A 22,524-nucleotide genomic window follows, 5' to 3' on the forward strand; every position below is an offset into this window, starting at 1 on the left:
CGCCGTTCGGCGGGCGGGCGAGGTGGCACGAGACACTGGCATGACTTCAGTTGTACGCCGAGCAGGGCGCGCGCGCCGGAGTGTTACGCCATTCGAACGGCTCGGGGGCATCCGCTGACGGAATCCTGACGCAAATGCCCCGACGCAAATGCCCTGACGCAACTGCCCTGACGCACGCGGATGCCCCTGGCGCGATCGAGTTGCGCCAGGGGCATCCGCTCGTCGGAAGCTCGAACTACTTCGCGAGCACCGCGGCGATCGTGTCGGTCAGTGCGGGCAAGCCGTTCGCCCAGTCGAAGGTGAGCGCCGTCGGCGGGGAGACCGACGAGACGGTGATCGGGTCGAACACCTGCGCCACGTTGCCGGCGGCGACGGCGGGGATCGCCTGGAGCGCGGGCTTCGCGAGGAATTCCTTGGCCTCATCCTCGGTGTTGTGGTAGCTGATGATGAAGTCTGCGCTGAGCTTGTCGAGTTCCTCGTAGCTCAGCTCGTAGAAGAAGCCGCCGTCGGAGGTGTCGAGCTCCGCGACGCTCGGCGCGATCTCGAGTCCGAGTTCGGTGAGGATCGCGATCCGCGCATCGAGGCCGGTGTAGACGTAGACGAAGCCGTCGCCGTCCCAGACTCCGGCGAAGGTCTTGCCGGCGAACTCGGGGTGTGCCTCGGCGCTCGCGGCGAGCGTCGCCTCGATGTCGTCGAGCACGGCGGTGCCGTCGGCTGAACGGCCGAGGGCGTCGGCGGTGATGCTGATCGTGTCGTCCCACGTGGTCGTCCACGGGCCCTCGGGGTAGGCGACCGTCGGGGCGATCTCGGAGAGCAAGTCGTACTGCTCCTCGGTGAGGCCCGAGTACGGCGCGATGATCAGGTCGACATCGGCCGCGACGAACTCCTCGTAGGGCACGGTCGCGCCGCCCTCGGAATCGGAGAGCAGCGCCGGCAGCTCGACATCCGCTTCGGTGTAGGCCTCTTCGACCCATGGGAGGTAGTTGCCGGCGCCGACGGTCCAGGCCTGCTCGGCGATGGCGACGGGGTAGACACCGACGGCGATCGCGGCTTCGGTCGAGCCCCAACCCCACGTCGCGACGCGCTCGGGTGCGGCCTCGATCTCGGTCTCGCCGAACGCGTGGCTGATGGACAGGGGGAAGGTGTCGCCGGCACTGCTCGCGGCAGCGTCGGACTCGGACGGCTCGGCTGCGCCGGGGGTGCACGCGGCGAGAGCGAGCGCCGCAGCGGCGAGGGTGGCGATGGCCGCGAGTGGACGGCGAAGACGCACGGAGGGCTCCTAGTGGATTCGTGGTGGGATTAGGGCAGCCTAAGCTTACTTGATGGGTCGAGCAAGGCTGTCGACGGGGGCTGTCGAGCCGGGTATCGAGCCGGGGTGTCGAGCCGGGGTGTCGACCGGGTGTCGACCGGGGTGTCGACCGGGCTCACGCCGCCGCGTGGAAGCGGCCGACGGGCACGACGAGCGGGCTCCCCGAGACGGGGTCGAGCACGACGCGGGCCTCGAGAGCGAACGCCTGCGCGACGGTCTCCGTCGTGATGACCTCCGACGGCGGGCCCTGCGCGATGACGCCGCCGTCGCGCATGACGACGATGCGGTCGGCGTACCGGGCGGCGAGGTTCAACTCGTGCAGCACCATCACGACCGTCGTGCCGCGCGTGCGATTGAGTTCCGTGAGCAGGTCGAGCAGTTCGAGCTGATGCGTCACGTCGAGATAGGTCGTGGGTTCGTCGAGCAGCACGATGCCGGTCTGCTGGGCGAGCACCATCGCGATCCAGACCCGCTGTCGCTGGCCGCCCGAGAGCTCCTCGACGCGCCGGCCGGCGAGGTCGCCTATGCCCGTCGCCGCGAGCGCTTCGGCGACCACGCGGTCGTCGTCGCTCGAATGGCGGCCGAACCATCCCTGATGCGGGTACCGACCGCGGGCGACGAGTTCGGCCACGCGAACTCCGTCAGGGGCGATGGACGCCTGCGGCAGCACGCCGATGCGCCGTGCCAGGTCGCGACGGGACATGGTGGCGGTGTCTCGTCCGCCGAGTTCGATCCTTCCGGACTCCAGCGGATGCAGGCCGGCGATCCCGCGCAGCAGTGTCGACTTGCCGCACGCGTTCGGACCGACGATCGCGGTGATCCGGCCCGCTGGCAGCTCGAGGTCGAGCCCCTCGATGACGCGGCGGCCGTCGTAGGAGATGCTGACGGACCGTACGGCGAGCGAGTCGCCGCCGGCCAGGTCGTCGGATGTCACGGAGCTCGCGTTCATGCGCGGGCCCTCCTCTCGTTCGTGGCGAGCAGCCACAGCAGGTAGGGCGCTCCGATGAGTCCGGTGACGATGCCGACGGGGGCGGTGAACGCCGGAATCGCGTATTGGCCGACGACGTCGGCCGTGAGGGTGAGGGCGGCGCCCACGAGCGCCGAGGTGCCGAGTGCGGCCTGGCCGTCGCCCTGCAGGCGCCGGGCTATCGCGGGCGCGATGAGCGCGACGAACGCGATCGGTCCGGCGGCCGACGTCGCGAGCGCGACGAGCGCGACGGCGAGCAGCAGGAGCACCATGCGGGTGGTGTTGGTGCGCACCCCGAGGCCGCTCGCATGATCGTCGCCGAGCGCGAGCACTCCGAGCGAGCGAGCCGTGAGTGCGATGAGCAGCGACAGTACGACGACGCCGATGAGGAGCATCGTGAGCTCGTCGCCGCGGATGTCGGCGACGCTGCCCACCGTCCAGACGAGCGCCGATTGCGCTTGCTTGACGTCGGCCCGGGCGAGCACCCAGGCCACGAGCGAGCCGCACACGTAGGCGAATCCGACGCCGACGAGGATGAACCGGATTCCGTGGAGGCCCCGGCGCCAGGCCAGGGCCCAGATCAGGACGGCGACCGCGATGGCGCCCAGGAACGCGAACGAGGAGACCACGAGCCCCGAGTAGCCGAGCATGAGGATCGCCCACACGGCGCCGAGGCTCGCCCCACTCGAGATGCCGAGGATGTCGGGGCTCGCGAGTGGATTGCGCAGCACGGATTGGAAAACCGCACCCGCGAGGGCGAACGCGGCACCGCATGCGACCGCGGCGAGGACTCGCGGCATCCGCAATCGGAAGATCACGAAACGGTCGCCCTCGTCGCCGAGCCCGATGAGTGCGAGCAGCACGCGATCGACCGATAGGCCGGCGGCGCCGAGCAGAAGCGCCGCGACACCGACGACCAGGATGATCGCCGCCCCGGCCCCGGCGACGAGGAGGAGCCGGCGGCGCACGGCTGCTCGCCGTCGACCCACATCGTCGGCGAGGCGCTCGGTGTCGGCAGCGGCCGCGAAGTGGAGGTCGGTGGACATGCTCACACCCCCGCCACGGTGCGGCTGCGGGCGACGGCGATGAGTACGGGGGCGCCGAGCAGGGCGGCGACGACACCGGCCTCGAGTTCTGCCGGTGCGGCGACGAGCCGCCCGATGACGTCGGCGGCGAGGAGCATGATCGGGCCGAGCACCACCGCGGCAGCGACGATCCATCGGTAGTCGCTGCCGACGAGGCGACGGGCGGCATGGGGAACGACGAGGCCCACGAGTGCGATCGGCCCGGCGAGCGCGGTCGCCGTACCCGTGAGCAGCACGATCGCAACCGCAGCCATGGCCCGGGTCGTGCCGACTCGCTGGCCGAGCCCCCGCGCGATGTCGTCGCCGAGCGCGAGGCCGTTGAGCCGGTGCGCGAGCACGATGGCGAGCACCGTGCCGGCCACGAGGAAGGGCCACAGCGCCGCGGCCGTGTCGAGACCGCGCCCGGTGAGCGAGCCGACCGCCCAGAACCGGTACTGGTTGAAGGCGTCGATGTCGCCCAACAGCACGAGAGTGATGAGCGGGGTGATGAACGCGGTGACCGCCGCGCCGACGAGGGCGAGCCGCACCGGCTTCGCGTGGCCGATCGAGAAGACGACGACGGATGCCGCGGCGGCACCTGCGAACGCGAACCAGACGAACCCGAACGGCGATGAGACGCCGAGCACCTGAATCGAGAGCAGCACGGCGAGCGATGCGCCGGAGTTGATGCCGAGCAGGCCCGGATCGGCGATGGGGTTGCGGGTGACGCCCTGGATCAGGGTGCCGGCGACGCCGAGGGCGACGCCGGCGAGCAGGCCGATGACGGTGCGGGGAATCCGCAGCTCACGCACGACGGCATGATCGGCGTCGCCCGGTACCGGTGCGATGATCGCCTGCCACACCTCGGTGACCGCCATCGATCGCACTCCGAACGCGAGACTCGCGGCGACGACGACGAGGAGTACGGCCAGCGAGGCGCCGATCGCGATGAAACGCCGGGTGCGGTGCGTGTCGGTCGGCGAGTGTTCGGGTCGCGGCGAGTGAGTCGGGAGCGCGGCTCTCGACCTCGTGATCAGCACAGTTCTCTACGGGCGTGAGTTCGGCCCGCACTACGGCGAACGCCGTACGACTGTACTGAGGTAAGCATTGCCTAAGTTTGACACGGCGACGCGCGTGCCCCAAGCCGGATCTGCCTGACCGGCCATCGGAGAACGACCGTGCAGCGGAGAAGAACCGTGGGGCGGAGAAGAACCGTGGGGCGCAGAAGACCCCGCAGCGGAGAAGACCCCGGGGCGGCGGGCCGACCGGTCTACGCGGCGACGGCCTCGTCGAGCTTCGCGGCGAGCTCGGCGTCGGTCGGCTCGGTGAAGTGCGTACCGTCGGGGAAGACCACTACGGGGATCTGCGTGCGGCCGCTGATCGCCTTCGCCCGGTCGGCGCCGTCGAGCACGGTCTCGAGGTCGACGTAGTCGTAGTCGACGCCGCGGCGGTCGAGGAGTGCCTTCGAGCGGCGGCAGTCGACGCACCACTCCGCGCCGTACATCGTGACGCGGGCGGGGTTCAGATCGGGAGCAGGGGAAGTCATATCAATAACCTACGTGGGTACCCTGTGCAGTATTCCCAGCATCGGATGCCGGTGGCAGACTCGGCTTCATGCGATTCGAGACCACGATGTCCCAAGACGGCAACAACACCGGCATCGAGGTGCCGCCCGAGGTGATCGAGGCGCTCGGCGCCGGCAAGAAGCCACCCGTCGTCGTCACGGTGAACGGCTACGAGTATCGCAACACCGTCGCCGTCATGGGCGGCAGATTCATGATCTCGTTCAGCTCCGACAAGCGGGCGGCGACGGGCATCGGCGGAGGTGATGCGATCGTGGTCGACCTCGAGGTCGACACGGCGCCGCGCACGGTCGAGGTGCCGGCCGATCTCGCGGCTGCGCTCGAGGCGGCGCCAGGGGCGCGAGCCGCGTTCGACGCGCTCACGCCGAGCGCGAAGAAGGCGCACGTCACAGCCGTCGAGGGCGCGAAGGCCGCTGAGACGCGGCAGCGGCGCATCGACGGCATCGTCGCGAAGTCCGGCGGTTGAGCCGCCGCGGTCTGGCGCGGTCGTTCCCCAGAACAGGATGACCCGCCGGGTGCGCCGAGAACAGGTACACGCGGTCTCTTCCGCGGGCAGGTGCCTGTTCTCGTGACCCCGGTCAGCGCGCGCCGACGAGACGGACGAACGCGCTGAGTTGCGCCACCCCTTCGGGCGTGTACGGAAGGGCGTCGAGCAGCCCCGGGGAGTAGAGCAGGTACGCCGCCCACTTCGCCCGCGAGATCGCCACGTTCAGGCGGTTCTTCAGCAGCAGGAACTCGACGCCACGAGGCGCCGCCGCCGCCGATGAGGCGGCGAGCGACACGATCGCGACGACGGCCTCTTGACCTTGGAACTTGTCGACGGTGCCGACCGGCACTTCGGTGAACCCGGCGTCGTCGAGCGCCGCGCGCACGACGGTGAGCTGCGCGTTGTACGGCGTCACGACGATGAGGTCGCGCTGGGTGAGTGGGCGCGAACGAGCGGATGCCGCGGCACCCGCCCACCCGGCCGACGCGGCCGGCCCAACCGACCCGACGGAGCCGACCGACCCGACCGACTCGACGGAGCCGACCGACTCGACGGAGCCGACCGACTCGACCCACTCCCGCCCGAGCAGGGCCTTCGCCAGCTCGACGACCGCGAGCGCCTCTTCGGGCGAGGAGGTCGTATTGCCGGCGTGCTCGATCGGCAGCGCGGTGAGGCCGGGCGCGACCGAGTCGAGCATGCGCTGCGAGGCGACGGGGTGCGAGTGCAGCTCTCCCTCGTAGGAGAGGTGCGAGACCGGCTCGGCGACCGCGGGGTGCATACGCCGGCTCTCGGCGAGGAAGTAGCCGAACTCGCTCGGTAGCACGTCGTGGCCGTCGGTGATCCAGCCGAGCGCCGAGGTGTCGATCGGTTCGGGGTGGTTGCCCTGGCTCACTTGCGGCAGCTGCTGCGGGTCGCCGAGCAGCAGCAGGTTGCGCGCCCCGACCGCTGAGGCGATCGTCGAGGCGAGCGAGAACTGGCCTGCCTCGTCGATGACGAGCAGGTCGAGCGAGCCGCGCGGCACGCGGTTGTCGTTCGAGAAGTCCCACGCGGTGCCGCCGATCACGTAGCCGGATGTCTCGTGAGCCGCCGTATATTCGGCCACGCCGTTCTTCGCGATGAAGGTGTACTCGTGCGCGCCGGGATCTTTCGGGTCTTTCGGCGCTTTCGCGACGAGCTCTGGGTCGAGGCGCGCCGCGACGACGGCATCGAGCACGTTCTCGACGACCGCGTGCGACTGGGCGACGACGCCGATCTTCCACGCGTGCCGGCTCACGAGCTCGGCGATCACGTGCGAGGCGAGATAGGTCTTGCCGGTGCCGGGCGGGCCCTGCACCGCGAGGTACGAGTCGTCGAGGTCGCGGAGCGACGCGGTGACCGCGCCGACGTAGTCGTGGTCGGGCCCGAGCGGCACGAGTCCGCGGCCACTGCGGGTGCGCGGTGGGATGCGCCGCAGTACGTCGACGGCGGGGTCTGCCGGCCAGAGCGGGAAGGCGCGGTCGACCCGCTGCGCCCACTCGAGGATCGCGCCCTGCTGTCGCCCGGCCTGCGGGGGCGTGCCGGGTGCGAGAGCGAAGGGCAGCTCGTGCCAGGCGACGCCGGCGACCGCGGTCTCTTCGATGAGCACTCCGTCGTCGAGCACGTCAAGCACCCGCACCGAATGCCACGCTCGCGAACCGGGGCGCAGTGATTGACTCGGAAACGGCGCCGGCGGTTCGTAGAGTGCGATCGGCTCGCCGCCGACGCTGAACCGCGAGCCCGGCGCGATGCGACCGCGCAGCAGCACGTGCCGCCGATCGACTCGGTGGTGGTCTTCGCGGTACCAGCGTTGCACCACGGCGGATGCCGCGGGGTCGACGACGAGCACGTCGCGGTGGTCTTCCCAGGCCTCGAGCGGCTGCTCGACGCGGAAGTAGTGCGACCACCAGAAGCTCTTCGCCTCGCGGTCGTGATAGTCGATCGCGGCCGCCGCGAGCGCGAGCGCGGTGTGGTCGGCGTCTCGGTCGGGGTCGTCGGGCGGGCCGGCGACGGCCTGCAGGTGCACGGCGAGCGGGGAGGGCTCGTAGACCTTGCCCGCGGCCTTCGCCGATTCGACGATGAGCGACTCGGGCACCGGTTCGACGCCGGCGTCGCGGGCGAGCCCGAGAAGCCAGTCACGCAGCCGCAGGGTCGACACGCAGTCGTAGCGGTTGTAGTCGGCGAGATCGTCGAGCACGTGCTGGGCGGCAGCCGCACCGACGAGCCCCGTGATCGGATCGGTCTCACCGGTGGCCGCCAGCTCGCGAGCGCGTACGTACTCGAGGATCGAGTCGCCGCCCGACTTCACGTCGGCCTCGCGCAACTCGGTGCCCATGTAGAGCGGCTCGAGCTTCTTGATCGAGTACGAGCGGCTGCCGACCCGCACCGCGCGTTTCACGATCGGGTAGAGATCGACGAACACGCCGTCGGCGAGCAGCTGGTCGACCGCGGCCTCGCCGACGCCGTGGCGTGCGGCCATCGTGAGCAGGTGCGTACGCTCGTAGCTCGCGTAGTGGTAGATGTGCATGTTCGGGTGCGCCGCACGGCGCAGCGCCACGAGCTCGAGGAACTGCACGAGCGCGACCCGCTCTTCGGCGAACGAGTGCGCCCAGAGCGGTGTGAACTGCTCGGCCGTGTCGACCATGCCGAAGAGGTAGTCGAGTCCCCAGTCGTCGGCCGCGCCCTCGGTGTAGAGCGGGTCTCCCTCGAAGTCGAAGAAGAGGTCGCCGGGGTCGGGCTCGGGAATCGCGGCGAGCGAGGCGGCATCGCGCACGACGACCGGAGGGGGCAGTGGCGGGTCGTCGGGGGAGCGGAGCCCCGAGGCATCGGCGGCCACTTCGGCTGCCTCGGCCTCGAGCTGCAGCCGCGCCTGCACCCGCAGGTTCTCGATGGTCGCGTCGAGCACACCGGGCACCGGGCCGAAGGATGCCGCGAGCGCATCGATCGTCGTGATGCCCGCGTCGAACAGGGCGGCGCGCTGAGTGACCCGAAGCCCCGCGACGAGCAGCACGTCGCGGTGCGCCTGCACCTCGAGGTCGCATGTCGGGCAGCGACCGTCGAGTGCGTAGCGCGGGTCGCCCCAGGCGACCGGGCCGGCCTCGGCGAGCCGGTCGGCCACGATCTGCTCGAGCCGCTCGCGGCGCAGCCGGTAGACGGGGGCGATGTCGGCGAGGCGGTGCACGCTCGTCGATCCGTCGCCGAGGAGCAGTTCGACGGTGTCGGCGCAGGGCACGCCCGTACGTTGGAGTTGCTCGGCATAGGCGGCGAGCTGCAGCAGCGCCGTCACGCGGGCCCGGCGCGCGAGCTTGGAGTCTTGCACGAGGTAACGGCCGTCGGGCTGACGCACGATGAAGTCGGCGAACCCGATGAACCCCTCGTCGGCGAAGGTCGCCTGGAAGACGATGGGCGCCCCCGCGGCGAACGCAGCCTGTGTGGCCTCGACCGCTGCGGCGACGGCGGCCGGATCGCGCACGTCGGGCCGCTCGATCTCGACGACGCCGTCGCCGAGCTCGGCACGGTAGGTCTCGAGCACACGGTGCTCGTGCTGGTCGCCGAGCCGACCCGAGCGCTCGAGCATCGCGTCTTCGGGGTCGGGCACCTTCTCGATGCGGCCGAGCTTCGCGTCGAGCGCGCGCAGGAAGGCGAACTCGCACTCGGACGCCTTCTTCAGATCACTCGCACTCGTGACGACCGAACCGTCGACCAGATACATCGGGCGTCCTCTCGTCGTCTCCGGACTTCACCGTAGCTGCCGCCGCCGACATCCGAGGCCGGCAGGGATGCGTCGACCGCCAAGTCGATCGGATGAATCGCGAACCACGGGTGATCGCGCATGATGAACCCACGGATGCCGCGGCATCCACTGCCCTGACGACGGAGGCACCGCAACCCCGCGAGGGAGGCACCGCAACCTCGCGCTGCTCCCGCCCCACCTCGCGCTGCTCCCGCCCCGCTTCGCGCTGCTCCCGCCCCGCTTCGCGCTGCTCCTCCACATCCGTTCCGGGGGTGCTTTCCCGTCACAACGACGGCGTTTCCCGCGTGGATTTGGCGGGGATGCACCCCCGGAGCGAATCGGATGCTGCAGAGGTGAGTGCTGAAGAGTTGGGTGGTCGGTGTGGCGTGGAACGACTTCCTCGGGGCGAACAGTGACCTCGCGCTGCTCCCGCCCCGCGCTGCTCCCGCTCCGCCCCGCGCTGCTCCCGCCCCGCCCCGCGCTGCTCCCGCTCCGCCCCGCGCTGCTCCGGCCCCGCCCCGCGCTGCTCCCGCTCCGCCCCGCGCTGCTCCGGCCCCGCCCCGCGCTGCTCCCGCTCCGCCCCGCGCTGCTCCGGCCCCGCCCCGCGCTGCTCCGGCCCCGCCCCGCGCTGCTCCGGCCCCGCCCCGCGCTGCTCCGGCCCCGCCCCGCGCTGCTCCGGCCCCGCCCCGCGCTGCTCCCGCTCCGCCTCGCGCGCCCCTCCACATCCGTTCCGGGGGTGCTTTCCCGTCACAACGACGGCGTTTCTCGCGTGGATTTGGCGGGGATGCACCCCGGGAGCGAATCGGCTCGCGCAACTTTCCGCATCCGGAGGGCGCGCTGCCGACTGCTTCGCGGGCTTTGACGACGACATCGTCGAGTGCCGCAGCGGTCGAGGCGACGGGCCAACGCTTGTGCAGCTCGCAGGAATTCCAATAGGATCATTTCAAACTCTTGTTGAAACGATTCAACTCTGCGCTCCGTCAACGACGATAGGACTGTAATGCGCGAAACTCTGGGTTCTCTCGGCCGCCCGATTGCTTCGTTGGCGCTCGCACTGACACTCGTCGGCGGACTCTTCGCGCTCGGGAGCGCCGCGCCGGCGGCGGCCGCAGCGGATGAGGCGCCGGCCGCCGCCGAGGCCGAAGCGACTGCAGCTACCTCCGAGATCGACGAGCCCGTCGCTGCCGCCGGGGTCGAAGCCCCGGACCCCGCGACCGCCGCCAAGTCCGCGACCGCCGCCAACTCCGCGACCGCCGTCGCCGAGGCGCCCGCGCGCCTCGTCGACGCGCTCGCCACTGCCGACCCAGCCTCCACGGTCGCCGACGCGCCTGCCACTGCCGACCCGCCCGCGCACCTCGCCGACGCGCTCGCCACTGCCGACCCAGCCGCCATGCCAGCCGACGCGCCCGCCACTGCCGACCCAGCCTCCACGCCAGCCGATGCGCCCGCGCCCCGCGCCGCCGCAGCGACCGATGACTGGTTCACCTCGTGGGCGCAGTCGCAGGATCGGCGGTCGGGCATCACATTCACGAATCAAACCTTCCGCATGATCACGCATCTGAGCCAAGGCGGTGACGCGCTTCGATTCCGCTTCCAGAACCAGTACGGTGCCGCGCCGATCACGATCGATGCTGCCGCGGTGGCGTTGAGCGCGACCGGCGCGGCGACCGTGCCCGGGACCAGCCGGACCCTGGCGTTCGCCGGCCTGCCGAGCGTGACGATCCCGGTCGGCGGCGAGGTCTGGAGCGACACCGTCGAACTCGAGACGACCGCGCAGGACGACATCGCGGTGAGCATGTACGTCGTTGCGCCGACGGTGCCGAGCCTGCACAGCTACCCGTACCGCGACAATTACGTCTCCGCCACAGGGTCGGGCAACCAGGTGACGGATGCCTCGGGCGCACCGTTCGCCGAGAAGATGGCCTGGACCTACCTCGTGAGCGCCGTCGACGTGCACAACACCGAACTGCTCGGCACCATCGTGCCGTACGGCAGCTCGGTCGTCGACGGCGAGGGCAGCCAGAACTGCGGGCCCGGATGCACCGCGACCGGCACGGATCGTCGCTGGTCGGATGAGTTGGCGCGGCGTATCAACAGCGAGCTTCCGGCCGATGCGCAGCTCGCGGTCGCCAACGCGGGCATCGCCGGCACGACCAGTGCTCCGAGCTGCGCCGGCGGCGGCAACGACGGCGTCAACCGGGTGGAGCGCGACGTGCTCGCGCTGCACGGTGTGACCGCGGTCATCTTCTACTACGGCACGAACGACCTGTCGGCGAACTGCAGCAGCGCGACGATCGTCGCGAGCTATCGGAACATCTTCGCCCGGCTCAGGGACGCCGGAATCACCGTGTTCGTCACGCCGATCACCCCGCGGCCCTCGTACACCACTCAGCAGAACGCCGAGCGGAGTGCCGTCAATGCCTTCGTCAGGAACTCCGGCAACTGCTCGGGCATGTGCGACGGCTTGCTGGACTTCGATGAGGTGCTCAAGGATCCGGCGAACCCGAACATCATCTTCCCGCCGTACGACACGGGAGACGGCACGCACGCGAACGTCGCGGGTCAGCAGGCCATCGCCAACAGCATCTCGCTGCCGCTCATCGCCTCGTCAGCACTGGCGCCGGGTGACACCAGGCCGCTGACCAAGACGTTCTCGATCTACGACTTCGAAGACGGATTCCAGGGCTGGCAGGCTGGTTCGGGTGTCGGGGCGGTGGAGTGGGCCGGAAGCTTCGCGAACGGACCGAGGACTCCGTTCTCGGGAAAGCGGGTGATGGATGCCACTTCGGCCGCCGTACCCGCGGATGCGATGCGATCGGTGTTCGTCGAGCCGCCGCATCCGCTCGATCTCGAACTGGCGACGGAGCTGGTGGCGCACGTCGATTCGTGGGGCGGATTGGGCGGCGACATCGACTACGAGGCGACCGTCACGCTCACGGGCGCCGACGGCGACGAGCTGACCGAGACCGTTCCGATCTCGAGCGACATGTGGAACGAACTCTCCCTCGACGTGTCCGATTGGCCCGCGCGCAGTGCGGTGAGCCGCATCGAGATCGGGTTCCGTGCACTCGGCACGTCGAGGATCTGGGTGCCGCACTTCCAGATCGACGACGTCACCTGGAACGCCGGCCCCCTGATCACCTCGGATGCGCCGGTTGGAGCGACCGTGGGCTCGGCGTACTCGTTCACCGTCGTCGCCACCGGCAACCCGGCTCCCACGTTCTCGATCACCCAGGGGCGGCTGCCCGAGGGGTTGACCCTCGATGCGACCACGGGCGTCATCTCGGGAACCCCCACCTCGGCGGGGGCAGCCACCTTCACCGTGGCTGCAGGCAACGGCGTCGGAACGGATGCGACCGCCGATTACACCCTCACCGTCGATGGCGCTCCGGCCGCGCCGACGATCACCACGACCACGACCGCGCCCGGGGCGGCGACGGTCGGCACGGCGTACTCGTTCACGGTGGAGGCGACCGGCTACCCCGCGCCGACGTTCTCGGCGACGAGCCGAGTCGTGGCGACGGCGACGGCGGCGATGGCCTCGGCGATGGCAATGCAGGCGGCCACGGCCACGGCCGCCGTCGTGGTCACGGATGCCGCATCTCTCGCAGCACCGCTCGTCGCACCGCTCGCGGCGGGCGATGAGGTGCTGCCGCCCGGGCTGAGCCTCGACGCGGCCACGGGCGTCATCTCGGGTACTCCGACGGAAGCGGGAACGACCACGTTCACGGTGGTCGCCGGCAACGGCGTCGGGGAGGATGCATCGGCGGACTTCGAGATCATCGTGCTCGCCGCCGCCGTGGCCGACCCGGAGCCCACAACCCCGAACACCTCGGCCGACGATGCATCGACGCCCTTGGCGCGAACGGGTTTCGAGCTCGTGCCCATGGCCGTGGTCGCGGCGATCGTGCTCACGCTCGGAGCCGGGCTGCTGCTCGTGCGTCGTCGCCGGATCCGGGCGGTGACGCTCAGCGCACCTCGACGGTGATCTCGTCGAGGCCCGTCGCGCCGTCGGGGATGACGCCCTGGCGCTTCGCGGTCTGCACCTCACCGTCGGCGCCGAGGGCTCGCACGCGCACGGTGTGCGAGCCCGCCGCGGCATCCGGCCACTGAAAACGCCACTGCACCCACGTGTCGTCCGAGATCGCCGTCGCGAGGTCGGCGGGGCGCCAGTCGCCGTCGTCGATCTGCACCTCGACGCCGTCGACGCCCACGTGCTGGTACCAGGCGACTCCGGCGAGCACGGCGGCGCCGGCCGACACCGACTGCCCCGGGCGCGGCACGTCGATGCGGGACTGCAGTTTGATGGGTCCGCGTTCGCTCCAGCCGCGCTCGGTCCAATAGGCGGATGCCTCGTCGAACCGCGTCACCTCGAGGTCGACGACCCACTTGGTCGCCGAGACGTACCCGTAGAGCCCTGGCACGACCATGCGCACCGGGAAGCCGTGCTCGGCGGGCAGCGGCTCGCCGTTCATGCCGACCGCGAGGATCGCGTTGCGGTCGTCGGTGAGCGCCGCGATCGGCGTCGACGCCGTAAACCCGTCGATGCTGCGCGAGAGCACCATGTCGGCGTCCGCGGTCGGCGCCGCGCGCGCGAGCAGCTCGCGAATCGGGTAGCCGAGCCAGACCGCGTTGCCGATCAGGTCGCCGCCGACCTCGTTGGAGACGCACGCGAGCGTCGTGATGCTCTCGTCGAGGGGGAGCGCGAGCAGCTCGTCCCACGTGATCGTGACCTCGCGGTCGACCATGCCGTGGATGCGCAGGCTCCAGCCGGCCGGGTCGACGGCGGGCACCGCGAGGGCGGTGTCGATGCGGTAGAACTCGGCGTTCGGCGTGATGAGGGGTGCGAGGCCGTCGATGCCGAGTTCGGCGCCCGCGGGCACGGCTGCGGTGGCGACGGGCTTCGGCAGGGTGATCGCGTCGCGCACCGCGGTCACCGCGCGGGTGCCGGCCTGCAGCGCGTAGCCGCCGAGTGCCGCGAGCGCGCCGAGCGCCACGGCGCCGCCGGTCCAGGCGAGGAATCGGCGGCGGTCGACGTGCACGTTGGGGGTTGCTCGGCCGGGGGTTGCCCGATCGGGGGTCTCGATACGCTCGCTGGCGCTCGCTACTCGACCAGCGGGTTCCGCTCGACCGGCGGGTTCCGCTCGACCGGCGGGTTCCGTTCGACCAGCGGGTTCCGGTTCCGCCGGGAGCCGATGCACGAGCAGCCGCAGTGCGATGACCGCCGCGATCGCCGCGAGGGCCGACGGCGCGATCGCGAGCATCGGCGCGTTCGCGCGGGTCGAGGCGGCGACCGCGCCGGCCGCGCCGATGAGTCCGACGAGCACCTGCCCCCAGGGCGGGCGCCGAGCCTCGAGCACTCCGGACGCTCCGGCGGCGGCGAGCAGCACGAGCCCGATGCCGACGAGCAACGCGACCTTGTCGCCCGTGCCGAACAGGCCGATCGCGGCGTCTTTCGCCCAACCCGGCGCGAGATCGATGAGGAGCGCCCCGACCACGACGAACGGGCTCGAGGCGGGTGCGAGCACCGCGGCGGCGAGTTCTCCGACCCCGGCTCCGAAGGCGATGGATGCAACGCCGGCGGCGGCGGGCAACAGCCACCCGCGCGCGGGGCCGCTCTTCTCTGGCATGCGCACAGCGTACGCGTCTCGTTCAGGCAACGGCTGCACGCGGCATCCGCTCGCCCGGATGTCACCGGCTCGTGTCAGAATCGTGAGTCGCGGGCGCGCGCCCGCGCCGAGGGGAGCAGCCGCATGACCGCGACCGACCAGACCGCCGCCGACCATACCGCCGCCGGGCACACCGCGACCGACCACAGCGCCACCGACCACACCGCCGCCGGGCACAGCGCCGATGCGCACAGCGCCGATGCGCACGACGTCATCCAGGTGCGCGGGGCGCACGAGAACAACCTCAAGGGCATCTCGCTCGACATCCCCAAGCGGCGGCTCAGCGTGTTCACGGGCGTCTCCGGTTCGGGTAAGTCGAGCCTCGTGTTCGGCACCATCGCGGCCGAGTCGCAGCGCCTCATCAACGAGACGTACTCCACGTTCATCCAGGGGTTCATGACCACGCAGCCGCGGCCCGAGGTCGACAGCCTGCGCAACGTCTCTGCCGCGATCATCGTCGATCAGGAGCGCATGGGCGCGAACTCGCGATCGACGGTCGGCACGGCGACCGACGCCTACGCGCTGCTGCGCATCCTGTTCTCCCGGCTCGGGCAGCCCTACGTCGGTCCGAGCTTCCACTTCAGCTTCAACGTGCCGGCCGGCATGTGCCCGCGGTGCGAGGGCGTCGGCGAGGTCAACGACCTCGACCTCGACGAGATCTTCGACCGCGACAAGTCGCTCGCCGGGGGCGCGATCACGATTCCGGGCTACACGGCCGACGGGTGGATGGTGCGCATCTACTCCGAGTCGGGCTTCGTCGACCCCGAGAAGAAGATCCGCGACTACACCGAGGCCGAGCTGCACGACTTCCTCTACAAGGAGTCCGTCAAGGTCAAGGTGCAGGGCATCAACATGACCTACGAGGGCCTCGTGCTCAAGCTGCAGAAGAGCCTGCTCGCGAAAGACCGCGACGCGATGCAGCCGCACATCCGCGCGTTCGTCGATCGTGCGGTGACCTACACGGCGTGCCCCGAGTGCGGTGGCGCGCGCCTCAACCAAGAGGCACTCTCGTCGAAGATCAAGGGCATCAACATCGCGGATGCCTCGTCGATGCAGATCTCGGATCTTGCCGCGTGGATCGCCGACATCGACGACCCGAGCGTGGCGCCGCTCATCGCGAACCTGCGGCAGAACGTCGACTCGTTCGTCGAGATCGGCCTCGGCTACCTGAGTCTCGATCGACCCTCCGGAACCCTCTCGGGCGGCGAGGCGCAGCGCGTCAAGATGATCCGGCACATCGGGTCGGCGCTCACCGATGTCACCTACGTGTTCGACGAGCCCACGGTCGGGTTGCACCCCCACGACATCCAGCGCATGAACCGGCTGCTGCTGCAGTTGCGCGACAAGGGCAACACCGTGCTCGTCGTCGAGCACAAGCCCGAGGTCATCGAGATCGCCGACCACATCGTCGACCTCGGGCCGGGCGCCGGGTCCCGGGGCGGGCAGATCTGCTTCGAGGGAGACCTCGAAGGGCTGCGCGCCTCCGACACGCTCACGGGCCGGCACCTCGACCATCGGGCGAAGCTCCGCGACGAGGTCAGAGCGGCATCCGGCGCACTCGAGATCCGGGGCGCCCGCCAGCACAACCTCACCGGGGTCGACGTCGACGTGCCGCTCGGAGTGCTCACGGTCGTCACGGGCGTGGCAGGGTCGGGCAAGTCGTCGCTGATCCACGGCAACGTGCCGAGGCGCGACCAGGTCGTCGTCGTCGACCAGTCGCCGATCCGCGGCTCGATCCGCTCGAACCCGGCCACCTACACGGGGCTGCTCGACACGATCCGCAAGGCCTTCGCGAAAGAGAACGGCGTGAAGCCCGCCCTCTTCAGCGCGAACTCCGAGGGTGCTTGCCCCAATTGCAAGGGCATCGGGCTCGTGTTCGTCGAACTCGGCCCCATGTCGACCGTCTCGAGCGTGTGCGAAGAGTGCGGCGGCAAGCGGTTCACCGCCGAGGTGCTCGAGTATCGCCTCAACGGCCTGAACATCGCCGAGGTGCTCGCGCTCTCGGTCGACGGGGCGCTCGAGTACCTCTCCGAGAAGCCCGCGCGGGCGATCCTGCAGCGGCTCTCCGACGTCGGGCTCGGCTACCTCGGCCTCGGGCAGGCGCTCAACACACTGTCGGGCGGCGAACGCCAACGCCTCAAGCTCGCGATCAGCATGGCGAAGTCGGGCACGGTCTACGTGCTCGACGAGCCGACGACGGGCCTGCACCTGGCCGACGTCGATCGTCTGCTTGCGCTGCTCGATCGCCTCGTCGACGACGGCAATTCGGTCATCGTCATCGAGCATCACCAGGCCGTCATGGCGCACGCCGACTGGATCATCGACCTCGGCCCCGGTGCCGGGCGCGATGGTGGGCGCATCGTCTTCGAAGGCACGCCCCGGGCGCTCGTCGAGGCTGCGGTCACCGACGCCGCGACGCTCACGGGCACACACCTCGCAGCCTACGTCGCGGCTTGAGTCCCCGTTCCCGGGGTTGTTTCGCGACAGAATCACGTGCGGGATCGCATCCGGATGTCGCGATTCGACCCCGGGAGTGTCAGGCCGCCGAGGTGCCAGGCCGCCGAGGTGCCCGGCCGATGCTCAACCGAGCGGTGGCTGCAGTTCAGCGGTGATCACCACTTCACCCCGGGAAAGCGTGCGAAGTCGCGGTCGAGGCTCACCCAGGTGGCTCCGGCCGCGGCCTCAGGCGAAGGGCGACCGCCGACGACCCTCTGAGCAGCGCGAGCCTCACAGCCGGGAATCAGGTCGATCTGATCTGCAAGCGGGCGGCATCCGACCAGGCGTAACGTCGAAGACATGAGCAGAACTTGTGTCATCACCGGAGCAGGATCCGGCATCGGGGCGGCCGCGGCCGCCCTCCTCACCGAGCACGGCCACCGCGTGATCGGCGTCGACCTGAAGGGGGCCGACATCACCGCCGACCTCTCGAAGCCCGAGGGCAGGGCGGATGCCGCGGCGGCGGTCGTCGAGGCATCCGGCGGTCGGATCGATGCGATCATCGCGGCGGCCGGCATCTCGGCGCCCGTGCCGCTCACCGTGGCCGTGAACTTCTTCGGCGTCACCGGATTCCTCGACGCGCTCGCGCCGACGCTTTCGAACGCCGACGCGCCGCGCATCGCGGTGGTCAGCTCGATGGCGAGCCTGCAACCGAACTCGCCCGAGCTCGTCGACGCGTTGCTCGCGGGCGACGAGGCGAAGGCGCTCGAGATCGGCGCAGCACTCGCCGCGCAGGGGCCCGAGGCCGGCTACCTCAACTACCCCTCGTCGAAGCGTGCGCTCAGTCGTTGGGTGCGCCGCGAGTCGATTGCGCCGCGCTACGCGGGTGCCGGCATCCCCGTGAACGCCGTCGCTCCGGGTACCGTCGTGACGCCGATGACGGCGTCGCTCCTCGCGACCGAAGAAGGCCGTGCCATGGTCGACGCCGCCGTGCCGATGCCGCTCAACGGGCACTCCGACGCTGTCGTGATCGCACGGCTGCTCGAGTGGCTCACGAGTGAGGAGAACACGCACGTGACCGGCCAGACGATCTACATCGACGGCGGTGCCGACGCCTCGATCCGCGGCGACGACATCTGGAGCTGGGCCGACCCGAGCTGATCCCCGCCGCGCGGGGCGTCGGCACGCGGGACGCAGCGTCCGAGCCGGCGGATTCAGTCACACTCAGCCCTCAGGCCGGACTCAGCCCTCAGGCCGGACTCAGCCCTCAGGCCGGACTCAGCCCCCAGGCCGGACTCAGCCCGCAGGGTGGGCGCGCACGAAGGCTCGGGGCAGACGGCCGATTCGAACGGGTGACCGTGAGCGGGTATTCCTAGGCGTGCACCTTGCCGACGAGCACCTCTCCGCGCGCGATGCGCGCCTGGTCGTCATCACCGGGAACCACACCACCGCGAAGCGAGCGGCCGGCGGTCTCGTTGAACGTCAGCACCGCGAGGAAGCCGATGATGCCCGCGACGGTCAGGTAGACGCCCGGTACGAGGTTCGAGCCGGTCGCATCGATGAGGGCCTGGTTGGCGAGGCCGGCCGTGCCGCCGAGGATCGACGTCGCGACGTTGTAACCGAGCGCGAATCCGGCGAAGCGCACGGGCGTCGGGAACAACGCGGGAAGTGTCGCCGAGATGTTGCAGAGCAGCATCACGAGGAACAGCCCGAAGATCGAGATGCCGACGAACTGCAGCCCGAGGTTTCCGGTGTCGAGCAGCAGCACGGCCGGGATCGACAGCAGGATGAAGCCGGCAGAGGCCACGAGCAGCAACGGTCGCCGGCCGATGCGGTCGGTGAGCGCCCCGAACGGCACGATCACGGCCATCATCGCGAGTTGCACGGCGACCAGCATGAGTCCCGAGGTCGTGGCATCCATATCGAGCGAGTTGGTCAGGTAGGTCGGCATGTACGTGAGCACCGTGTAGAACGCGACGTTGATGAGCACGACGAGGCCCATGATCTTCAGCAGTTGCTTCGGCTGGGTGCGCAGCAGGTTGCCGAGGGTCTGCCACGCGCTCGTGCTCGTGTCCTTCCGGTGCGCTTCCTCGAACGTCTCCGACTCGCGCAGCGACGAGCGCATGTACAACGCGATGGCGCCGAGGGGGAGACAGATGAGGAACGGGATGCGCCATCCCCAGTCCGCCATGAACTCCTCGCCGAGCGTGAACTGCATCACCGTGACGAGGATCGCCGCCGCCGAGAACCCGAGCAGCGTGCCGAACTCGAGGAACGACCCCCAGAATCCGCGACGGTTGTCGGGCGCGTGCTCGGCCATGTAGACGGCCGCGCCCGCATACTCGCCGCCTGCCGAGAAGCCCTGGATGATGCGAAGCGTGAAGAGCAGGACGGGCGCCCACCAGCCGATCACGTCGAACGTCGGCAGCAGGCCGATGCACGCGGTCGAGATCGAGATGAGCGAGATGGTGAATACGAGCACCTTCTGCCGTCCGATCCGGTCGCCCAGCGGGCCGAGCACCGCACCGCCGATGGGCCGCACGAGGAAGGACACCGCGAAGCCGAAGAGGGTCCAGAGCAGAGCGTTCTCGGTGTCGCCGAAGATCTGGCTGCTCAGGTACCCCGTGAGGTAGCCGTAGATCCCGTAGTCGAACCATTCGATGGCGTTGCCGGCCATCGCCCCCAGGACGGCCTTCTTCACCGTCTTCTGCTGGATGGGGGTGAGATCGATCTGGCGGGTGATGGGTGGCGGATCGGCGTGCTCGCCGGGTGAAGCGCTGTGGTCGGTCATTCGGACTCCTTGCTCGTCGATGCGTGCGTGGTGAACAGCGGGGAGATGCGGTCGTCGGCGAGCGAGAGCATCAGGCGCGCATAGGCGCGGGCCGCGGTGCCGAGGTCGTGGATCGCCACGGATTCATCTGGCTGGTGCGCCTGCCCCGCGACATCCCCGGGGCCCATGATGACGGTCGGCACGCCGTGGTGGGCATGCATGAAGCCGCCCTCGCAGGCAGCGGTCCACGCCTCGATGCCTGCTTCGCGCCGTTCGCTCGCCAGAGACGCCACGACACTGGCGACGAGTGGGTGCTCCACTGCCGTCTCGAACCCGGGCATCTCCATGAGGGTGCGCACCACCACGGTCGAGCCGTCGACGGATGCCTCCGCTGCCAGCTGCTCGAGCAGGAGGTGGGCATCGGCCGCCCGCTCACCGGGCATCAGCCGCCGATCCACGAGCAGGGTGCACTGGTCGGGCACGATCGACGTGCCGTGCCCGCCTTCGATCCGGCCCACGTTCCAGGTGCCGGATCCGAGGCGACCCGCGGTGGATGCGCGCATGCGCCGGTGGTCGTCGCCGATCCGTTCGACGAGGTGGGCTGCGATCGCGATGGCGCTCACCCCGTCTTCGGGCCGCCCTGCGTGGGCCGCCCGCCCGCGGATCTCGATCTCGAAGTTGGCGGCACCGCGACAGGCGACGACGACCGCGAGGTCGGTCGGCTCGGCGACGACGCAGGCCCAGTACGGTTGCGGCGCTGCGCTCTCGAGGTAGGCGAGGATTCCGGTCGCGAGGTCCTCTTCGTCGACGGTGACGATCAGCTCGACGGGGAGGTCGGGCCTCACGGATGCGACCGCACCCATCGCCTGCAGCACGCACGCGAGACCGCCCTTCATGTCGGCTGCGCCCCGGCCGATGATCCTGCCGTCCGCGATTCGCGGGGTGAACGGGTAGCCGCTCCACCCGTCGCCGCCCGGCACGACATCGGAGTGACCGAGAAAGAGGATTCCCGGTTCGTCGGGGCCGATGCTGATCGAGAGGTTCGAGCGGCCGGGCGCGACCTCGGTGCGTCTCGTGCGCAATCCGAGCCGTGAAGCGATGCCTTCGAGCATCCGCACCGCCTGGATCTCGGTGCCGCCGGGGTTCTCGCTCGCCGCGACGATGAGCGAGGCGGTGTCGGCGACGATCGTCGCATCGTCGATCAGCGCCATCGCAGCGTCGACCTGCGGGTTCCCGCCCGTCTCGTCGTTCATCAGGGTGCCGCCTTCACAATCAGCTTTCGCGGCGCATCCGTGAAGATCTCGATGCCGTCGCCTGTGATCGCGACGGACTCGCTGAGCTCGCAGCCGTAGTCGCGCATCCACATGCCGGCGATGACGTGGAAGCACATCCCGGCCTCGAGCACGGTGTCGTCGTCGTCGCGGATGCTCACGGTGCGCTCTCCCCAGTCGGGCGGGTAGCCGATGCCGATGGAGTAGCCGAGACGTGACGCTTTCGAGAGCCCGTTCCGGGCGAGCAGGGCGGCCCAGTCGCCGACGACGTCGCGCACGCTCACCCCGGGTCGCATGGCACCGAGCACGAGATCGAGCCCTTCCGCGGTGATGCCGGCCACCCGGTCGAGCTCGCGTGAGGGGCGCCCGAGGGAGACGGTGCGCGCGAGCGGCGCGTGGTAGCGGCGATGCACGCCGGCGAGTTCGAGCGAGACGCCCTCGTTCGATGCGAATCGGCGCGCGCTCCAGGTGAGGTGCGGGGTGTCGGCGGATTCTCCGGTCGGAATGAGGGGAACGATCGCCGCGTAGTCGCCTTCGGCGCCTTCGACACCTCTGGCCTGTGCGGCCTGGATGGCGGCGGCGACGTCGTGCTGCGGCGCACCGACCTGCACGGCATCGATGCCGGCGGCCATCGCGGCGCTCGCGTTGCGACCTGCCGAGCGCATGAGTGCCAGCTCGGCCGGCGACTTGACGAGCCGCACCCAGCCGATCAGGTCGAGGTCGTCGTCGAAGCGCCACTCGGGAATCCGTCGCGACAGGGTCGTGAACGCGCGCGGGGTGAAGAAATGGGCCTCGCCTTCGTAGCCGACGCGCATCGGCACGGCGTGGCCGCGTTCTCGCAACCGGTCGGCCGCCCAGTCGAACGGATGCCGGTCGGGGCGATGCACGAGGTCTTCGGGGTAGCCGAGGATCTGCTCGGCGGTCAGGGCGGCGGTGCGGTGGGCGCCGACGGCGTCCATGTGCCGGGTGATGAGCAGCAACTCGCCGACGGCCGGCACGAAGAGCAGTTGCGGCATGTAGAACGACCACGCGTCGTAGCCGGTGAGGTAGTGGATGTTGGCAGGATCCACGACGACGAGAGCGTCGAACGCGTGATCGCGCATTCGTGCCCTGGTGGCGGTGATTCGGCCGGCGAATTCTTCGATCGCAATGACTCCTCGGGTCTCGAGGTCGCCTCACATCAGCGTGCCGCGACCCGATCGGTGGCCACCACTCTACGG

General features: G+C 70.2%; 14 protein-coding genes. 4 read left to right on the forward strand and 10 right to left on the reverse strand.

Translation table 11 applies throughout. The features are described 5' to 3' along the window. Positions 1–235: 235 nt before the first annotated feature. From AC1C2S_RS10870 to AC1C2S_RS10890, 5 genes are all read right to left on the reverse strand, one after another. The gene (locus tag AC1C2S_RS10870; protein ID WP_495352536.1) at positions 236–1,270 is read right to left on the reverse strand and encodes an iron-siderophore ABC transporter substrate-binding protein; all 1,035 of its coding nucleotides are present in this window, start codon (positions 1,268–1,270) and stop codon (positions 236–238) included. A gap of 154 nt (positions 1,271–1,424) precedes the next feature. Next, entirely contained in the window at positions 1,425–2,258 is an 834-nt protein-coding gene (locus tag AC1C2S_RS10875; RefSeq protein ID WP_495352537.1) for an ABC transporter ATP-binding protein, read from the reverse strand. Further along, positions 2,255–3,322 carry a FecCD family ABC transporter permease gene (locus tag AC1C2S_RS10880; protein ID WP_495352538.1) on the reverse strand — a complete coding sequence of 356 codons (1,068 nt, stop codon included), beginning with the start codon at positions 3,320–3,322 and terminating at the stop codon, positions 2,255–2,257. Before AC1C2S_RS10880 ends, AC1C2S_RS10875 begins: the two co-directional genes overlap by 4 nt. 2 nt (positions 3,323–3,324) lie before the next feature. Further along, entirely contained in the window at positions 3,325–4,380 is a 1,056-nt protein-coding gene (locus AC1C2S_RS10885; protein WP_495352539.1) for a FecCD family ABC transporter permease, read from the reverse strand. A 230-nt stretch (positions 4,381–4,610) separates the two neighbouring features. Then, positions 4,611–4,886, reverse strand: a complete 276-nt coding sequence (locus AC1C2S_RS10890; protein WP_495352540.1) for a glutaredoxin family protein — start codon at positions 4,884–4,886, stop codon at positions 4,611–4,613. 68 nt (positions 4,887–4,954) lie between these two features. Here AC1C2S_RS10890 and AC1C2S_RS10895 point away from each other — a divergent pair, with 68 nt between their 5' ends. Next, positions 4,955–5,389 (forward strand): YdeI/OmpD-associated family protein, encoded by a 435-nt coding sequence (locus tag AC1C2S_RS10895; protein WP_495352541.1) that lies wholly within the window; start codon positions 4,955–4,957, stop codon positions 5,387–5,389. Positions 5,390–5,501: 112 nt separating this feature from the next. Here AC1C2S_RS10895 and AC1C2S_RS10900 read toward each other — a convergent pair whose 3' ends face one another. Next, entirely contained in the window at positions 5,502–9,137 is a 3,636-nt protein-coding gene (locus tag AC1C2S_RS10900) for a TM0106 family RecB-like putative nuclease (RefSeq protein ID WP_495352542.1), read from the reverse strand. A gap of 1,021 nt (positions 9,138–10,158) precedes the next feature. Here AC1C2S_RS10900 and AC1C2S_RS10905 point away from each other — a divergent pair. Then, on the forward strand, positions 10,159–13,146 hold the full coding sequence (locus tag AC1C2S_RS10905; protein WP_495352543.1) for a putative Ig domain-containing protein: 2,988 nt from the start codon (positions 10,159–10,161) through the stop codon (positions 13,144–13,146). Here AC1C2S_RS10905 and AC1C2S_RS10910 read toward each other — a convergent pair. After that, the gene (locus AC1C2S_RS10910; protein ID WP_495352544.1) at positions 13,127–14,788 is read right to left on the reverse strand and encodes a molybdopterin-dependent oxidoreductase; all 1,662 of its coding nucleotides are present in this window, start codon (positions 14,786–14,788) and stop codon (positions 13,127–13,129) included. The genes AC1C2S_RS10905 and AC1C2S_RS10910 overlap by 20 nt on opposite strands. A 123-nt stretch (positions 14,789–14,911) precedes the next feature. Here AC1C2S_RS10910 and AC1C2S_RS10915 point away from each other — a divergent pair, with 123 nt between their 5' ends. Continuing rightward, positions 14,912–17,284: an ATP-binding cassette domain-containing protein gene (locus AC1C2S_RS10915; RefSeq protein WP_495352545.1), complete on the forward strand. Its 2,373-nt coding sequence runs from the start codon at positions 14,912–14,914 to the stop codon at positions 17,282–17,284. Between the two features lie 339 nt (positions 17,285–17,623). Beyond that, positions 17,624–18,424, forward strand: coding sequence for an SDR family oxidoreductase (locus AC1C2S_RS10920; protein ID WP_495352546.1), 801 nt, complete (start codon positions 17,624–17,626; stop codon positions 18,422–18,424). A 211-nt stretch (positions 18,425–18,635) separates the two neighbouring features. Here AC1C2S_RS10920 and AC1C2S_RS10925 read toward each other — a convergent pair whose 3' ends face one another. Genes AC1C2S_RS10925 through AC1C2S_RS10935 form a run of 3 tightly spaced genes read right to left on the reverse strand, consistent with a single transcriptional unit; the run spans position 18,636 to position 22,455 of the window. After that, positions 18,636–20,054, reverse strand: a complete 1,419-nt coding sequence (locus AC1C2S_RS10925) for an MFS transporter (protein ID WP_495352547.1) — start codon at positions 20,052–20,054, stop codon at positions 18,636–18,638. Next, complete coding sequence (locus AC1C2S_RS10930; RefSeq protein WP_495352548.1) at positions 20,051–21,286, reverse strand: M20 family metallopeptidase; 1,236 nt, start codon at positions 21,284–21,286, stop codon at positions 20,051–20,053. Before AC1C2S_RS10930 ends, AC1C2S_RS10925 begins: the two co-directional genes overlap by 4 nt. Then, a complete protein-coding gene (locus tag AC1C2S_RS10935) occupies positions 21,286–22,455 on the reverse strand; it encodes a M24 family metallopeptidase (RefSeq protein WP_495353239.1) in 1,170 nt (389 codons plus the stop codon). The genes AC1C2S_RS10930 and AC1C2S_RS10935 overlap by 1 nt, the downstream gene beginning before the upstream one ends. Between the last annotated feature and the right edge of the window lie 69 nt (positions 22,456–22,524).

The sequence above is a fragment of the Agromyces sp. Y782 genome, assembly GCF_059445405.1.

Bases quoted from the DNA above. Each gene is read 5' to 3' on its own strand.
- AC1C2S_RS10875 (WP_495352537.1), bottom strand. From the start codon at position 2,258: ATGAACGCGAGCTCCGTGACATCCGACGACCTGGCCGGCGGCGACTCG.
- AC1C2S_RS10880 (WP_495352538.1), bottom strand. From the start codon at position 3,322: ATGTCCACCGACCTCCACTTCGCGGCCGCTGCCGACACCGAGCGCCTC.
- AC1C2S_RS10890 (WP_495352540.1), bottom strand. From the start codon at position 4,886: ATGACTTCCCCTGCTCCCGATCTGAACCCCGCCCGCGTCACGATGTAC.
- AC1C2S_RS10895 (WP_495352541.1), top strand. From the start codon at position 4,955: ATGCGATTCGAGACCACGATGTCCCAAGACGGCAACAACACCGGCATC.
- AC1C2S_RS10900 (WP_495352542.1), bottom strand. From the start codon at position 9,137: ATGTATCTGGTCGACGGTTCGGTCGTCACGAGTGCGAGTGATCTGAAG.
- AC1C2S_RS10905 (WP_495352543.1), top strand. From the start codon at position 10,159: ATGCGCGAAACTCTGGGTTCTCTCGGCCGCCCGATTGCTTCGTTGGCG.
- AC1C2S_RS10910 (WP_495352544.1), bottom strand. From the start codon at position 14,788: ATGCCAGAGAAGAGCGGCCCCGCGCGCGGGTGGCTGTTGCCCGCCGCC.
- AC1C2S_RS10915 (WP_495352545.1), top strand. From the start codon at position 14,912: ATGACCGCGACCGACCAGACCGCCGCCGACCATACCGCCGCCGGGCAC.
- AC1C2S_RS10920 (WP_495352546.1), top strand. From the start codon at position 17,624: ATGAGCAGAACTTGTGTCATCACCGGAGCAGGATCCGGCATCGGGGCG.
- AC1C2S_RS10925 (WP_495352547.1), bottom strand. From the start codon at position 20,054: ATGACCGACCACAGCGCTTCACCCGGCGAGCACGCCGATCCGCCACCC.
- AC1C2S_RS10930 (WP_495352548.1), bottom strand. From the start codon at position 21,286: ATGAACGACGAGACGGGCGGGAACCCGCAGGTCGACGCTGCGATGGCG.